The sequence below is a fragment of the Bacillus sp. 205(2023) genome (genome assembly GCF_037027485.1).
Lineage (GTDB): Bacteria > Bacillota > Bacilli > Bacillales > Bacillaceae > Bacillus > Bacillus halotolerans.
On the sequence record NZ_JAXCHF010000018.1, the window covers coordinates 1 to 15,221 of the forward strand.

Annotated in this window: 18 protein-coding genes; 2 read left to right on the top strand and 16 right to left on the bottom strand. The window is 43.6% G+C overall.

The window, feature by feature from the left end; genetic code table 11:
* Positions 1-250: 250 nt before the first annotated feature.
* Together ddcP and WA325_RS20500 are read right to left on the bottom strand one after the other, a co-directional pair.
* On the bottom strand, positions 251-1,273 hold the full coding sequence (ddcP, locus tag WA325_RS20495; protein ID WP_336184142.1) for a protease DdcP: 1,023 nt from the start codon (positions 1,271-1,273) through the stop codon (positions 251-253).
* 4 nt (positions 1,274-1,277) lie between these two features.
* Positions 1,278-2,057 (bottom strand): patatin-like phospholipase family protein, encoded by a 780-nt coding sequence (locus tag WA325_RS20500; RefSeq protein ID WP_105991250.1) that lies wholly within the window; start codon positions 2,055-2,057, stop codon positions 1,278-1,280.
* A gap of 180 nt (positions 2,058-2,237) precedes the next feature.
* Between WA325_RS20500 and ylbJ the strand changes: the two genes are divergently transcribed.
* A complete protein-coding gene (ylbJ, locus tag WA325_RS20505) occupies positions 2,238-3,464 on the top strand; it encodes a sporulation integral membrane protein YlbJ (protein WP_024121296.1) in 1,227 nt (408 codons plus the stop codon).
* A gap of 12 nt (positions 3,465-3,476) precedes the next feature.
* On the opposite strand, the gene coaD is transcribed toward ylbJ, so the two are convergent.
* The 8 genes from coaD to WA325_RS20545 all read right to left on the bottom strand — a co-directional run bounded on the left by coaD (position 3,477) and on the right by WA325_RS20545 (position 8,409).
* A complete protein-coding gene (coaD, locus tag WA325_RS20510; protein WP_024121295.1) occupies positions 3,477-3,962 on the bottom strand; it encodes a pantetheine-phosphate adenylyltransferase in 486 nt (161 codons plus the stop codon).
* A gap of 1 nt (position 3,963) precedes the next feature.
* A complete protein-coding gene (gene rsmD / locus WA325_RS20515; protein WP_105954181.1) occupies positions 3,964-4,521 on the bottom strand; it encodes a 16S rRNA (guanine(966)-N(2))-methyltransferase RsmD in 558 nt (185 codons plus the stop codon).
* A gap of 323 nt (positions 4,522-4,844) precedes the next feature.
* Complete coding sequence (locus WA325_RS20520; RefSeq protein WP_024121293.1) at positions 4,845-5,117, bottom strand: YlbG family protein; 273 nt, start codon at positions 5,115-5,117, stop codon at positions 4,845-4,847.
* Positions 5,118-5,171: 54 nt separating this feature from the next.
* The gene (ricF, locus tag WA325_RS20525) at positions 5,172-5,621 is read right to left on the bottom strand and encodes a regulatory iron-sulfur-containing complex subunit RicF (RefSeq protein WP_010334140.1); all 450 of its coding nucleotides are present in this window, start codon (positions 5,619-5,621) and stop codon (positions 5,172-5,174) included.
* Positions 5,622-5,748: 127 nt separating this feature from the next.
* Positions 5,749-5,988, bottom strand: coding sequence for a YlbE-like family protein (locus WA325_RS20530; RefSeq protein ID WP_024121292.1), 240 nt, complete (start codon positions 5,986-5,988; stop codon positions 5,749-5,751).
* A 15-nt stretch (positions 5,989-6,003) separates the two neighbouring features.
* Positions 6,004-6,402 carry a YlbD family protein gene (locus WA325_RS20535; protein WP_101860695.1) on the bottom strand — a complete coding sequence of 133 codons (399 nt, stop codon included), beginning with the start codon at positions 6,400-6,402 and terminating at the stop codon, positions 6,004-6,006.
* 437 nt (positions 6,403-6,839) lie between these two features.
* Entirely contained in the window at positions 6,840-7,877 is a 1,038-nt protein-coding gene (locus WA325_RS20540; RefSeq protein ID WP_105954180.1) for a CAP domain-containing protein, read from the bottom strand.
* An 85-nt stretch (positions 7,878-7,962) separates the two neighbouring features.
* Positions 7,963-8,409 carry a CBS domain-containing protein gene (locus WA325_RS20545; RefSeq protein ID WP_010334136.1) on the bottom strand — a complete coding sequence of 149 codons (447 nt, stop codon included), beginning with the start codon at positions 8,407-8,409 and terminating at the stop codon, positions 7,963-7,965.
* Positions 8,410-8,548: 139 nt separating this feature from the next.
* Here WA325_RS20545 and WA325_RS20550 point away from each other — a divergent pair, with 139 nt between their 5' ends.
* Positions 8,549-8,911, top strand: a complete 363-nt coding sequence (locus WA325_RS20550; protein ID WP_081638298.1) for a YugN family protein — start codon at positions 8,549-8,551, stop codon at positions 8,909-8,911.
* A 33-nt stretch (positions 8,912-8,944) separates the two neighbouring features.
* On the opposite strand, the gene ctaG is transcribed toward WA325_RS20550, so the two are convergent.
* From ctaG to cyoE, 6 genes are all read right to left on the bottom strand, one after another.
* Complete coding sequence (ctaG, locus tag WA325_RS20555; protein WP_227599206.1) at positions 8,945-9,838, bottom strand: cytochrome c oxidase assembly factor CtaG; 894 nt, start codon at positions 9,836-9,838, stop codon at positions 8,945-8,947.
* A 26-nt stretch (positions 9,839-9,864) separates the two neighbouring features.
* Complete coding sequence (ctaF, locus tag WA325_RS20560) at positions 9,865-10,197, bottom strand: cytochrome c oxidase subunit IVB (RefSeq protein ID WP_105954177.1); 333 nt, start codon at positions 10,195-10,197, stop codon at positions 9,865-9,867.
* Between the two features lie 2 nt (positions 10,198-10,199).
* Positions 10,200-10,823: a cytochrome c oxidase subunit III gene (ctaE, locus tag WA325_RS20565; protein WP_010334132.1), complete on the bottom strand. Its 624-nt coding sequence runs from the start codon at positions 10,821-10,823 to the stop codon at positions 10,200-10,202.
* A complete protein-coding gene (gene ctaD, locus WA325_RS20570; protein ID WP_106020358.1) occupies positions 10,823-12,691 on the bottom strand; it encodes a cytochrome c oxidase subunit I in 1,869 nt (622 codons plus the stop codon). Before ctaD ends, ctaE begins: the two co-directional genes overlap by 1 nt.
* 32 nt (positions 12,692-12,723) lie before the next feature.
* Positions 12,724-13,794 (bottom strand): cytochrome c oxidase subunit II, encoded by a 1,071-nt coding sequence (gene coxB, locus WA325_RS20575; protein WP_044156004.1) that lies wholly within the window; start codon positions 13,792-13,794, stop codon positions 12,724-12,726.
* Between the two features lie 240 nt (positions 13,795-14,034).
* Positions 14,035-14,952, bottom strand: coding sequence for a heme o synthase (gene cyoE, locus WA325_RS20580; RefSeq protein WP_044156005.1), 918 nt, complete (start codon positions 14,950-14,952; stop codon positions 14,035-14,037).
* Positions 14,953-15,221: the final 269 nt, after the last annotated feature.

Here is a 15,221-nt window from a genome sequence, read left to right on the forward strand (position 1 = left end):
CTTCAACCGGATAACTCACTCTTGTCCCCATAGAAAAAACACCTCCAAGTCTAATTTCGGCTAACAATCATCCGTTTTCAAACTTGAAGGTGTTTTTTATTTGTCTCATCTTATGGGGTCAGTCCCGCTAATAACATATAGGTGTTTTTTTGCATAAATCAATCAAAGTCCAACTCAGAATTTTAACATTTGTATTAAAATTAGGAACTCCGAGCATCAGCAATAATTCAAAAAATAATTAGAGTTTACATTAGCTTTTCGCTTTCAGCTTATTCAAATAATCAATCGCATCCTGCATCGTATCAACAGGCACGATCTTCATGTCCGAATCAATGTCTTTCGCTGTTTTTACTGCGTTTTTGTAATCAGAATTGCTGGCGCCGTTTTGATTCGGAGCGAAGAAAATGTCTTTGCCGGCTTTGTCTGCGGCAACAACTTTTTGGTCAATGCCGCCGATCGGGCCGACTTTCCCGTCAACATCAATCGTTCCGGTGCCTGCAATGTCGTAGCCTTTTGTTTCATCTGTTTTTGTCAGCTGATTATAGATTTCAAGCGACATCATTAATCCCGCTGACGGGCCGCCGATATTTTCGATTTCGAAATCAATATCAGGCTTTACCTTGACGTTTCTGTCCGTATACAGCGAAACCCCGATTCCGGCACGGCCAGGCTCATCAGGAAATTGTTTTAACGCAAGGGTGACCGTCTTATCTTTTTCTTCTCTTTCGATTTTTAACTTTACTTTATCCCCGGCTTTTTTGCTGCTGATATAATCGATCAGCTTTTCAGCAGACTGATAGTTTTTTCCGTCCGCACTGATGATTTTATCGCCGACTTCTATTTTCCCTTTCGCCGGCATGTTTTCGACAACTGAGCTTGCGTAGATGCCGTTAAAGGAATAGCTTACTTTTTTTCCTGCCTTTTGATATGCGGCGATGACGGCATTTTCCTGTGAGCTTTTCATCATTTGCAGCTGCCGTTTCATATATTCCTTATCTGATTCGCCTTCTTCCTTGATGCTTTCATCAGGAACAATTTCATAATAGGGGTGCATCTTAGCCCATGCGTATGTAAATGGATTAGCCGGTCCCACTTTGACAGTCATTAAGGACAGACTCCCTGTTTCCGAGTAGCCCCCCTCCACTTTTATCAGTGAGCCGAGCTCTGTCGCTTCTCCCGGTTTTGTAATATAGTATGGCAGTTTTATAAAAGATGCAACGGCAATCAGTATGAGGATGACAAGCATCCAGCTGAAATGTTTTTTACGTAGCAAGTTATTAGCCCTCCCAATTCTCTATTTCTTTTTTTATCTGGCTGATCCTTCGGTTTGTTGCCTCCTCGCCTGCCGATATCATTTCATCAATATTGGCAAACGAGCTGGAGCTGTATGTTTCAAGAGAAGGGCGAATCATGATATCAGCGGCAATCGTTTGATGTCGTACCAATTCATTTTGCAGTATATCCATACTTTGCATGATTACATCAAAAATATGCGCCGCCTTTTCGGTTTTCCGAACCCTGGAGACATCTGAAGCGATGATAATGTCAGCCCCCATATCTTTTACAACAGAAACCGGAATACGGTCGACCACCGCGCCGTCTACGAGAAGCCGTCCTTCCAGCTTCTGCGGAATAAAAATGCCTGGTATGCTGATGCTTGCCCGAACCGCATCTGACACTGATCCTTTGCGGAAAACAATCTTTTCTCCTGTCTGCAGATCACATGCGACAATTCCAAGAGGGATTTTGAGTTCCTCAATCGGTTTGCCGAATGTATAAGCATGCACGAGCTGCCTGACACGGTCACCTCTCAAAAAACCGAGTTTCGGTACCGTATAATCAGCATAGAGCCGCCGTTTGAAAGCCTTGGCGACTTTTTTCATCGTTTCCACGTCATGCCCCGCGGCATAGAAGCTGCCGACCAAAGCGCCCATACTGCTCCCCGCAATCATATCCACATCAATTTGGTGCTTATGTAAACTGGAAAGCACGCCGAGATGAGCAAGTCCTCTGGCGCCTCCCGATCCTAACGCTAACCCGATTTTAGGTTTGGCCAACATGTTAACCTCCTGCCCGAATTCCCTGTATACGGAATTCTATGGTCTAAACTGAACCCCTATGCTCGTATATTAGTACAAAGGGTCAAGAGGACAGGTACTGCTTGGCCGTTTCGAGTCATACCATATTTTATCATGATATACATGTCATTGTGCATTTTTAGCGTCGGGGAGGTAAGAATGAACTTGTCGAAGATTCATACACTTTTGATTGCTGCGTTTTTTATTTTTTTAACAGCGACTGTCATCTCACATCCGCAGGCCTCATTCGAAGCCTCTAAAACCGGGCTGTCCATGTGGTGGGAGGTCGTATTTCCGTCTTTGCTGCCGTTTTTCATACTGTCTGAGCTATTAATTGGCTTTGGTATTGTAAGGTTTGTCGGTGTTCTGCTCGAGCCTTTTATGCGCCCTATTTTCCGCGTGCCGGGTGTCGGCGGCTTCGTTCTGGCCATGGGTATGGCATCAGGAAACCCCGCGGGCGCAAAACTGACGGCAAGGCTGCGGCAGGAAAAACAGATTTCAAGAGTAGAAGCGGAACGGCTTGCTTCCTTCACCAATTCATCCAACCCGCTCTTTATTTTTGGAGCTGTCGCCGTCGGTTTTTTTCAGAATGCGTCATTAGGTATTTTATTAGCATCTGCACACTATTTGGGCAATTTGGCTGTCGGTTTAACGATGCGCTCCTACGGGCGTAAAGAAGAGCGCCAGCTCATGAGAAACAAAACCATATCTTTGCCTTCTATCAAAGATGCTTTACATGCGCTTCACACCGCAAGGCTTGCGGAAAAACGGCCTTTAGGAAAAATTTTGGGCGACGCTGTAACCTCATCCGTTCAAACGCTTCTAATGGTAGGCGGCTTTATTATTTTGTTTTCTGTCTTTAATCGTTTGTTATCCGTCGTACAGCTGACCGATATTCTCTCTATTGTTACAAAAGGCGCACTGACCTTGTTTCAGCTTCCAGCTCAATTGGACATTCCTCTATTATCAGGAATGTTTGAAATCACATTAGGAAGCAAGCTTGTCAGCGAGACAGATGTCTCCCTTTTGCAAAAAGCTGTTGTTGTCAGCTTTATCCTCGGATTCAGCGGCTTTTCCGTTCAGGCTCAGGTGGCAGGCATTTTATCAGAGACGGACATCAGATTTAAACCATTCTTTATCGCGCGTGTGCTGCAAGGCATTTATGCCGCCGTTTTTGTCATTCTGTTATGGAAACCTCTTTACACCGCGTGGAATGACCATGATCAGTACGTTTTTAAATCTCTTGATACAGGTGAGCTGCCGACAGCTCTTATCAGCGGATGGAATCTGCTTGTGCAGATTGGCCCTGCTGTCACGTTATGTGCACTGTTTACGTACATTTTCATTTTTTCTTACAGACTGACAAACGGTACAAAAAAAGGATGAGCTTAAAAACACTCATCCTTGCCTGAATTTTTCCTGAAGCGCCTTCTCGACTTCCGGCGGTACAAATTCTGACACCGCGCCTTTATACTTTGCCACTTCTTTTACTATGCTTGAGCTTAAGAAAGAATATTGGTTATTTGTCATCATAAAAAAGGTTTCAATTGATTCATCAAGCACACGGTTTACGGATGTTCCCTGCATCTCGTACTCAAAATCAGACACCGCTCTCAAGCCTCTTAAAATGGCTTTTGCATTTTTTCTTTTTGCATAATCAATTAACAGCCCTTGTGACGTTTCAACTGTTATGTTCGGAATGTCTTTTGTCACTTCTCTCAAAAGCTCACAGCGTTCTTCTACACTGAATAGCGGCTTTTTTGAAGAATTGTTCAGCACACACACATACACTTGATCAAATATATTGGCCCCGCGTTTAATGATATCCAGATGCCCGTAGGTCACCGGATCAAAACTGCCGGGACAGACAGCTATACTCGTCACATCACAACCCCCTCTTTTTATAGATCGCCACCCCTGTCAGGCCGTAGGTTTCTTTTCTTGTTATCACTAGATCACCTACTGCTTCGGGAAGCTCGACGTCTTTGTCATGCTCTGCGACGATAAAGCCGCCATCCTCCAGCATTTGTTGTTCGTCTATCACACTTAAGAGCGCCTTCAGTTTTTGTTCCTTATACGGAGGATCAAGAAAAATCCCGTGAAAGCCCGCTTCTCTTTTCGCAGCTGCGTGCAAAGCACGTTCCGCATCATTACGGTACACATCTGCATATGCTGTAAGCTCTAATGTTTTCAAGTTCGATTTCACCGTTTGAATCGCTTTAAAATCACGGTCAACAAATACACAATGCTCAAACCCTCGTGAAAGCGCTTCAATACCAAGACCTCCGCTTCCTGCGAATAAGTCAAGCCCCCTGCCCCCATCAAAATAAGGGCCAATCATATTGAAAATGGATTCCTTCACTTTATCGGTTGTCGGTCTCGTTGATGTTCCCGGCACTGCCTTTAGTGAACGGCCTTTTTTTGATCCAGAAATTACTCTCATGTTCCACACCACTTTTTCTAAAAGCTATTTTGTTTCCTTGTTCGGCCGGACGCCGTTATGTATAAGAAAAAAACCAATCCTATCTTATCATAAAGCATTCTTTCAAACAATGAGCGCTAATCTTCATATACAAGTGTATAAGCGGAATGATCATTGTCCATACTATAAGCAACAGCATCCAGAGGATGTTGTTGCCAACCGCGGAGAAGACTTACGTTTCCCCATAAGTTCTTCCTCCGGTTTCTCCTCTCCCTTTGCCTTCTCCTTAACTTGTTAAGGAATAGAAGGACCCCGCAGAAACCTGCGGGGATTTTTTTATACAGCTATATTCCGATTTTATAATCATATTCTTTTGCTTTATCAAGCTTTGACTCAAATTCCAATTTTAAAAACGGTTTATATGAAGGCTCAACTTTCTTAACAAAAGAATAAGATGAGATCTTGTCCATTGTTTTTTCAATTTGGCCCATATCACAATACAGCACGACATATTTTAAGCGTTTTGACACATAATGCACATTTCCGAACTTTCTTAGCATTTTGCTTTGCTTTAAAGAATGAAGATACACAATCATGCCCTGGCGTCTATTCTCCAATACATTCACCTGCCTGATTTCTCTTATATGTAAAAGACGAGACGGCCAGTCTCGTCATGACACTTTGCATCCGCAGCCGCCGCCTGATCCGCAGCCGCCTCCGCATGAAGACAAACCGTCAAAATAAGGATTCCCAGTCGGAACTTTAATATGCTCTGATACAGCTGTCCCAATTTCAACGCTGATTTCATCAAGAATAGACTGCAGTTCCGTCTCTGCTTTTTTGAAGTCGGCCACCTTATCGTTCAGGTCGAGCTCCCGTTTGATCTCCCTCATTTTTCGGGATATTTCTCTATAGTCAGGATGATATTTGCCAAAACGCTGCACATCCTCATATTGCTCTTTTATTTTGATAAAAGAACGAATAATCCGCCCTGCCTCTTCATCTTCCTGGAGACGCTTGTAACAATTGCGGTAGTTCTCAGCCGTCTCCGACTGCAGAATCATCTCGGCAAGCTGCTGAGCTTCACTTTGAAGCCGCACGGATTCCATCGTCGCATACATAGCACGCACCTCCAGTTGTTAGTTTACCATGAAACCAGCCAATTGGAAAATGCTTAGCCGCACTTAAAAATGGAGTTGTAAAAGCCTCCCTAGTTTACACAATGAAAAAGACCCATTTTCGGGTCTTTTAATCTTTTGTCCGCATCGCTTGGAACATTTGCATCATCATTTGCGCCATTTGAATCCCGTTCGTAAATTGATTCACCCGATGCGGAATGGTTTTTTCGTAAAAATTCATCATCTCAAGCTGAAATGAAGCCAGGTCATCCGGCTTTCTCGCAAGCCTCCGGTACCATATCGGCTGTTCTCTTAAGAATCGTTTTCGTTCTTTATCTGCTAAAATAAATTCCTGAACGTCTTTGCGCATATAAGCTCTCCTTTATTAATCCTTCCGAAAAGAAAAAGGATGCTGTCCGGGTCCTGGCTGAGATTGCTTCTGTCCGCTTCCGGAAAATGTGTTGAGAAGGCTTTGCAACGATGAGATCGATTGGCTCATTTTATTGATCTGTTCATTCATTTGATTGACATCCATCTTTTTCACAGCTGTAACCATTTTAGAAACAAAATCATTTTTTTCTGATGTTTCGGGTACCGCTTCTGCGGCTTCCTCCGGTTCTCTGTACGGGTCCCAAATTGGGTCTTTCTCTCCGAAAAGGACCCAATTTTCGTACACGTCCTGCCAGCTTCTTTGTTCTTTGCGCACTTCTTTGATCAGCTTGGGATGTTTTTTAACGAATTGTTTAAAGTCATTAATTGAATGATTGGCATGTTGATTCGCCACAATCCTCACCCCCTCCGAAAAATATACCTACTACAATGTATCGGTTTGTAAGCCATTGTGTTCGCCTAATATTCATCGAAAAATCATTTTCTCGTAAAACAAGAAGCGCAGATTAACAGAAGCTTCCTCCCCCGATAAAGCTGGGGCTTTAATTGTTCCTGAAATCAAGATTCCTGCCTTTGCAAATGTTTGGGATGCCGCATTCCAAAGCCCGTCAGAACAAGATCCTTAATCGACACCGGCCGGTCTTAAAGTCTCCTCATCAAAAAAGAGCCGGGCAGCAACACGTTGATCCAGCTTCAGCTCCTTAAAAGTTCATTTTTTTGGTAAGGTCACTCACAGGTCCATTGAGAAAGCTTCGTCTGCTGCAATCGCCTTGTTCTAAAGCCTTTGCAGAAACAATAAAAAGCCGCAGAACCTGTTGTCCGCGGCTGATTTCAGCGTTTAATAAAGTTTTGAGTGTAATACTTCCGGTCTACACCGACGCCAAGGTGCGTGTAGTCTGAATGTAGAAGCGCTTTTCGATGGCCTTCACTATTCAGCCAGCCTTCTACAGCAGCCGGACCGTCCACATAATTGTACGCGATATTTTCTCCCGCTTGCTCAAAGTCGACATCCCCTTTTTCTAAGCGGTCCTTCAGCGTGCCGTATTTCTTTGATACATGGGAGAAATAGTTGTTTTCTTTCATGTCCTCACTGTGGCCAAAAGCCACTTCGGCCGTCGGCTGATCCCACTCAAGCTTAGCTAACCCATGTTTGACACGAATAACATTGGTCAAATCGAGTATTTGCTTTTCACTCGTTGATTGGATCTCTTTCCACTTATCTTCCGTAACGGTTTGCGGTTCTACTAACTCACCGCGGTACACTACCTCATAAGGTCTTTGCTTGACAAAGGTTTGCGCATCAAACGCCCTGATGCTGGATAGCTTTCCTTCAAATTTGTCCATATACAGCTGGACGTACATCTTCCCCACTTTTACAGTCGGTCTGGTGTTGATGTCCTCTTCCGAAAACTCAAACCGATAGGAATTTCCTTTATACTCTACATTTACAAACGGAGCCACCTGGGTTGTCTTAAATACTTCTCCCGTTGACTCACCGATTTTGAAGGGCTTTGCGTTAATATCATTTCCCGACGCAAATAATGTGACCACTTTATTGTGCAGCATCCCGATTTGCACATACTGGTCTTTTCCCTGATTGTAAACCCACCATTCGTAATCATAAGCCGAGGGGTCAATACGTTCCGGTTCCCCAAGTTTTTTCTTTACATCGTCGGCGGATTTGCCCATAAAGGACAATAATCCTGAAGTAGGCATATGTATTCGTTTGCCGCTTGCCGCTTCCTCGTTAGAGACTTGAGGTTCGCTGTCATTTGATTTTTTTTCAGGAACAGCCCCATATTGAATAAACAGAACATAAGTTCCGCAAATAATCAAGAGGATAACCATGGCTCTTAATATATTTTTCAATCTATCACCCCCGTGATGTGAATTGCATGTCTTGCCTTATTTTTCATTACAATACAGCCTATTTAACATGTCAAAGATTTATGTGTTAATGCAAAAAGCCTTGCTCTCTGTTTTCGTCCTCTGAAATATCTGATAAAGCACTGCCGGCACGTTCATTTGTTTGTTCAGATAAGGATAGATCGCCAAGCGTGACAATACCAGTCAGCTTGTTGTTTTTGGTTACAGGTATGCGTCTGAGCTGATGGGATGCCATTAAATGAAGAACCTCATCAACTGGCGCGTCCTCTTCCACACTGACAGGTTTTTCAGTCATAGCGTCAGTGATTTTTTGTGAGTTCGGCCTTTTTGAGGCGATGCCTCTTAACACCAGATCACGATCGGTTACGATGCCGACCAGTGTTTCTCCATCCTCATCAACTACCGGAATGGCTCCTACATCCGCGTCTTTCATCTTTACCGCAGCTTCATATACATTATCTAATACCGTGCAATATTGCAAGTCAGCTGTCATCAGATCTTTTATTTTTGTCATCCGTAAAACCTCCTTTTATCTAGTGATATTTTCGTCAAATTTTCATTTTTGCATACTTTCAAAAGAAGAAGATTCATTGAAAGTTTATCGCTTTCATACTATGATTGTCAGGAAAGGTAATTTTTATAAGGAGGGGTCAGTGTTGAAGTTTACTGATAGCGGACTTGAAGGGGTAAAGGCTGAGCTCAGTCTCTTGGACGATTTGATGGAAAGCAAGGGACTCATCAGAGCCGGTCAATGGGATTATGAAAGAGTGACCTATGACAGAAAGTTTTCGACGATTGAGGGAACGTTTTACCTGCGGGTTCAAGGCATTGCGACAGAGGGCGATGTCGGAAGCGGCCGCGCCGTTATTCAATTAATGCCCCCTCTATTAGGAAAACACTATTACCCGCACGGAGTGGAATACGGAGAAACAGAAGAATTCCCAGTGCAGGTTGTGACCAAAAGCAAGGCACTTATCCAGGACATCTCCGACATGCTGAAAACAGTTCAAATGTAATAAAAAAGGTACAGCCGATTGCCGCTGTACCTTTTATGATATCGTCTGCTGAATATAAGGCGGCTCCTCCTGTCCATCCTTTTCCCTTTCCTTCTTCACCCATTGGAAAAAGACAATAGCCAAAAAAGCGCCGTACACAATTTCCTGAATGATTTTCATCATAACTGCCCCAAGCTGCTGATCCTCTAACAAAGGAAGTGTGTTAAACATTTCCGGTCCTGTTAACGGAACCTGTCCCAGCATATCCGCAGGAACACAAAGCTTCATGGCTTCCGCCCAGGCAGACGGATCGGTATAAGTGGCATATAACGGCGTGCCGCTAAACATGATCAGTGCACAAGCAGGCGTGAGCAGCATACCGTCCGCCATAATATAGCCCAGCTTCATCAAACCGCTGAGCTGCGGGAGCCGTGCCACCTTGTGTACGAGCGGCCACCACATAAAAAACGCTAACACGAAGATGAGCCAAGTCATTAACGCATGGTAAAGCGTATCCGTTTTGACAGTATCAAATATTAGCGGCACATGATATAGAGAAAAAATGCCGTTAAATAAAAGCAATGCAATTAAAGGTGTAGAGAAAAATGTAAAAAACGGTTTAATGGCAGGCCGAAAAATCATTTTTTCCCAGGCCCATGCGGGAATCCCTGCGATTAATAAAGGCGGAACCACTAAATACAAAACAGCCATCTGCACCATATGGGCGCTGAACATAATATGTCCGAGCAGATCAACCGGGCTTCCTTCAGCTGCATATAAAAACAGCATCGCCGACAGAAAACAGGCCATTTCTTTACCCGTGATACGGTTAGGCTTTGAAGTCAACCGTCTGTAAAAAAAGATGTAAAGCACCGTGATGCCTAAAAGGATACAAAAAAGATAAGGGCTCCACATGGCGCGAAACCCAAACACGTCTAACTGATTCATGTCTTCACCTCCGGCGGCTGCTCAAATTACCACCATATAATTGTAACAAACGCAAGCACCGTAATGAACGCGACAAACATGCCTGAATACAGAAACAATGCCGGCGCTTCATGCCCTTTCTGATTCATATGCATGAAGTAATACAGCTGAAATATCACTTGAACAGCCGCAAGCAGTATAATGAAAGGAATCGTAAACCAGCTGCCGATGCCGTCTGTTGCCACAGTCAGAAATGCAACGAGCGTAAGACCGATCATCAGGCCAAAAGACATGACTTGATATTTCATCTCCTGAGCATGCTTCTTTTTCTTATATTCAAGGTCGCTGCTGATATGTCCTCTGCTTTTTTTATCGACCATGTTTATCCCACCATCCCCATTAAATATACAACGGTAAAGATAAAGACCCACACGACATCAATAAAATGCCAGTAAAGACTGGCCACGTAGAACTTAGGTGCTGTATATAAACTTAAGCCCCTTTTTGCATTGCGGATCATCAGCGTACTGATCCACAAAAGGCCAAACGCCACGTGTGCACCATGTGTGCCGACAAGCGTATAAAACGATGAGCCAAGCGCCGAGCTTGTGATGGTAAAGCCAAACTCATGTGTGTAATGCTTAAATTCATAAATTTCCAAGCCTAAAAATCCCGCACCCAATAACAAGGTAATTCCCAGCCAGAGCTGCATTTTGCCAAATGAAAAGTTTTTCATATGGTACATCGCATACACACTCGTTAAACTGCTCGTTAATAAGAGCATTGTGGCGATAAAAACGAGTGTGACATCAAACATTTCTGTCGTAGGCGGGTCACCGGCGTTTGAATTCCGTAGTGCAAGAAAAGTGGCGAAGAGAGACGCGAACAAAACAGTCTCTCCCCCGAGAAAAAGCCAAAAGCCTAAAAATTTATTTTTCCCTTCCAGTGTTGCTTTTTCGGGAGAAGCTGGAAAGGTCTCTGCGGTGAATTTTTCTTCAATTTGCATTACGCCTTCACCCCTTTATCATCGTTCGGCAGTTCCTCTTTGTGAATATGATAGCCGTGATCATCAATCAATGAACGGAGCAGCATTGTAAAAAATGTGATGCCAAGTCCGATAAAGATCACCGGCAGGCCCCAAGCGTGCTCGGTTCTATACAAGAGACCAAAGGCAGCGACAAAGAGACCGAAGGAAATGATCAGCGGCAGAATTGAACCGTTTGGCATATGGATATCATCAACCGGTTCAGCCGGCGTCATAGATTTGTGTCCCGCCTGCTTCTCGATCCACAGCGGGTCAAGCCCTCTGACAAATGGAAGCTGTTTAAAATTATATTCAGGCGGCGGTGACGAAACAGCCCATTCAAGCGTACGTCCGTCATGCCATGGATCATCTCCGACATATTCGCCCTTCACCGAAGTCCATATGACATTGACAAGCAGGAGGATAACTGCTGCTGCCATAAAAAACGCCCCGATTGTACTGATCAAGTTGCCGGTTTCAAGGCCCTGGCCTGGCAAGAAGGTATACACACGGCGCGGCATTCCCATTAAACCGACAAAGTGCTGGATGAAAAAAGTAAGATGGAAACCGATAAAAAACAAAACAAATGAAATTTTCCCCATTGTTTCATGCAGAATTTTACCGAACATTTTCGGCCACCAGAAATGAACACCGGCTAATAGCCCGAATACGACTCCGCCTATAATGACATAGTGAAAGTGCGCCACAACAAAATACGTATCATGGAACTGGTAATCTGCAGCTGCCGCAGCCAGCATGACACCTGTCACACCACCAAGCACAAAGGACGGGATAAATGAGACGGCATACAGCATGGCCGTCGTGTACTTCACATTTCCTCCCCAAATCGTCAGCAGCCAGTTAAATATCTTAATCCCGGTCGGAATCGCGATTGCCATTGTAGCAACTGCAAAGATTGCGTTCGCAATCGGTCCGAGACCTGTCGTAAACATGTGGTGCACCCAAACCATAAAGCCAAGAAAACCGATAAGCACGATCGCAAAAACCATTGAAGAATATCCAAACAATCGCTTTCTGGAAAACACAGGGATGACCTCTGAGAAAATACCGAAAGCAGGCAAAATTAGAATATAAACTTCCGGATGTCCGAATATCCAAAATAAATGTTCCCAAATAATCGTGTTACCGCCAAGCTCTGGATTAAAGAAATTTGTGCCGAACAGCCGATCCAGCATCATAAGAGCCAAGCCAACCGTAAGCGGCGGAAACGCAAACAAAATTAATGCCGACGCCACAAATGTCGTCCATGTAAACAAAGGCAGCCTCATGTACGTCATGCCGGGAGCCCTCATGTTAATAATCGTGGCCAAAAAGTTAATCCCGGCTATCAGCGTCCCCAGTCCGGATATTTGCAGTCCAAGGACGAAAAAGTCTATGCCGTGCCCTTTTGAATGAAGCGAAAGCGAGGCATATGACGTCCAGCCCGCATCTGGCGCTCCTCCCAAAAACCAGCTTAAGTTTAAGAAAATGCCCCCGAAAAAGAAGAGCCAAAAACCAAGCGAATTTAAAAATGGAAACGAAACATCCCGTGCTCCGATCTGCAATGGAACAACCGCATTCATCAAAGCAAATAAAAGCGGCATCGCAGCCAAAAAGATCATTGTCGTTCCATGCATCGTCATCACTTCATTGTACGCTTGAGCACTGAGAAAAGCATTTTCCGGCTTTGCAAGCTGGATTCTGATAAACATCGCTTCAATTCCCCCGACAAGAAAGAAGAATCCCCCTGCGATTAAATAAAGTATCGCGATTTTTTTATGGTCCACCGTCGTCAAATAATCCCAAAGCATAGATCCGCGCGTCCGTTTTTCTGTAAGCGCATTCAACATATGTGACCTCCCCCAATATCTCCCTTTCTTCCCTACTTGCTTTCTGCTTTCAAGCCTTTTAAGTATTCATAAAGCGCGTCCATTTCACTGTCTGAAAGCTTCGGATATGTTCCTGTCATTTTGTTCCCTGGCTTTATGCTCTCAGGGTCTTTCAGCCAGGCTTTCACATTTTCTTTATTCGCATCCTTCACCCCTGCCACTTTTGTCCTTTCACCGAAAGTAGCAAGGTTTGGCGCCGTTCTTGCTGCCTCTGCACGCTTATCATTTGGCTCCACCGCATGGCAGCTCAGGCAGTTCTTCTCTTTGAACAGCTCTTCCCCCTGCTTAGCCAAATCACTTTCTGCTGCCGTCTTATAGTTTTTCATATCTTTTGTCCATGACTGGAATTCTTTCGCAGAAAGCGCCTTTACTTTAAAATCCATGAGTGCGTGTGAAGGTCCGCAAAGCTCAGCGCACTTTCCAAAGAACGTATCTCCCGCCTCTTTGCTGCGTTTTGAATCGAAGGTTAAGAAGAACGTATTTTCGTTATCAGTATTGGTATCAATTTTTCCTCCTGCTGAAGGAATCCAGAAAGAATGTTTTACATCAGAGGCTTTTAAACTGAAATAAACCCGCTGGTCTGTCGGTACGATCAGCTCCTGACTTGTGATAATGCCGTAATCAGGATACTCGAACTCCCACCAATACAAATTTGCTCTGACATTGACAACGAGAGCATCCTCGGCTTTGCGGTTTTTCTTATCCATAGGTGATGTATCTGCGAGTTCAAGCGTATATAATACGACAGGGATAACAAGAATGATGAGCAGTAAAATAGGGATCACTGTCCATGTGATTTCTAAAAATTTATTCCCTTCCACCTGTTTTGGTATCGTGTTCTCCCCAACCCGCGACCTTCTGAATCTCACAATCACATAAAAGAAGATAACAGATACGACTGCTACGACAACAACCATAATCAATGTACTGAGCACTGTCAGGTCATACTGTTTATCAGCCACCTCGCCAGCAGGCTTGAGCGTGGATAAAAAAGGTTTTCCACATCCGCTTAACAGAAGCGGCACTAAGGCTAATAATGAGATAAGACGCCAATGCTTTACCATTTCACCCAACCCCTTTTCTGGTCAATACAACGGCGGAGAATAGATTGATTATTAACGCAATCCAGCCCGCCTCCCAATAAAGCACTTACATTTCCTCTTCTCTTAAATTATGAGTTTTTTTACTCAAAATGCCATCTATGTATAAAAGTAAAGCCGCCTGATTAAACAAAAGGTCAAGGCGGCATTTACTAGTTGTCATCGTTTATTTTGAAGCGATAAAACAAGCAATGTATCTATTTTTTAGAAAAGCGTAAAGACAACCATTGCAACGAAATAGATTGTCATGTAATTCAGTGAGTAAACGAACATCAGTGTCGCCCACTTCATGATATTTTTTGAACGGAAGCCCATCAAGCCAAGAATCAGCCAGCCGATATTTAACAGCAATCCGAGAATCACAATCGGAAGACCGAGGCTTCCTAAAAAGAATGGAAGCGGCATCAGGCACGCAACCCATACAATAATTTGTCTTTTCGTTACTTCAAATCCGTATACAACAGGAAGCATTGGGATATTCGCGGCTCTGTAGTCCTCAGTTTTCTTAATGGCAAGCGATAAGAAGTGAGGAATCTGCCAAATGAATAAAATCATAAATAATACCCATGCCACGACGCCGATATTTCCTTCTACTGCCGTCCATCCAATCAGAGGCGGCACCGCTCCGGAAACACTTCCTACTACTGTGTTAATCGTATAGCGGCGTTTCGTCCACATTGTGTACAGGACAACATAAGTAAATACTCCGATAAAACCAATAACAGCAGCCATCACAGTGGTCATGAGCAGCATGATCAATCCTAAAGCAACAAGCAAAATTCCAGACCATAATGCCTGATTCGGCTGAATTTTACCCGTAACCGTCGGTCTTACTTTTGTACGCTCCATGATATGGTCAATGTCCCGGTCATACCAGTTATTGATCGCACAGGACCCCGCAATAATCAAAGATGATCCAAATAAAGTAAGAAGAACGGTGTTTATATTGCCTAAAAAGCTTAAACCGGAAATATGAAAAGCAAGCCACATTCCAGTAAAAGTTGTGATGAGATTAGAATTTACGATCCCTATTTTAATGAGGGACAGAAAATCTTTCCATGCCGTTGTTTCTTCAATTTGTCCGTCTATAGCTGTATCATTTAAGATTCTGGAGTTAGCCATAACGTAAACCTCCCTTACAAACCTAACGCAGGTTTATAATAACCTGCAACTCTATCATACAAGATAACAACTTGTAAAAAAACATCCTATTAAATATTAAACGAGAAACAGGAATTTATTTGTGAACTTTTTATGAATTTTACCAAAGATGAAGGCAAACGCCAATTCGATAATGCGTTTACCTTATTTCTATCAGACCCGGCATGAATAATCAAGTATACATTTCCAGAAGTCGTGATTCTATTATATTTTTGTGAACAAAGGGCTCT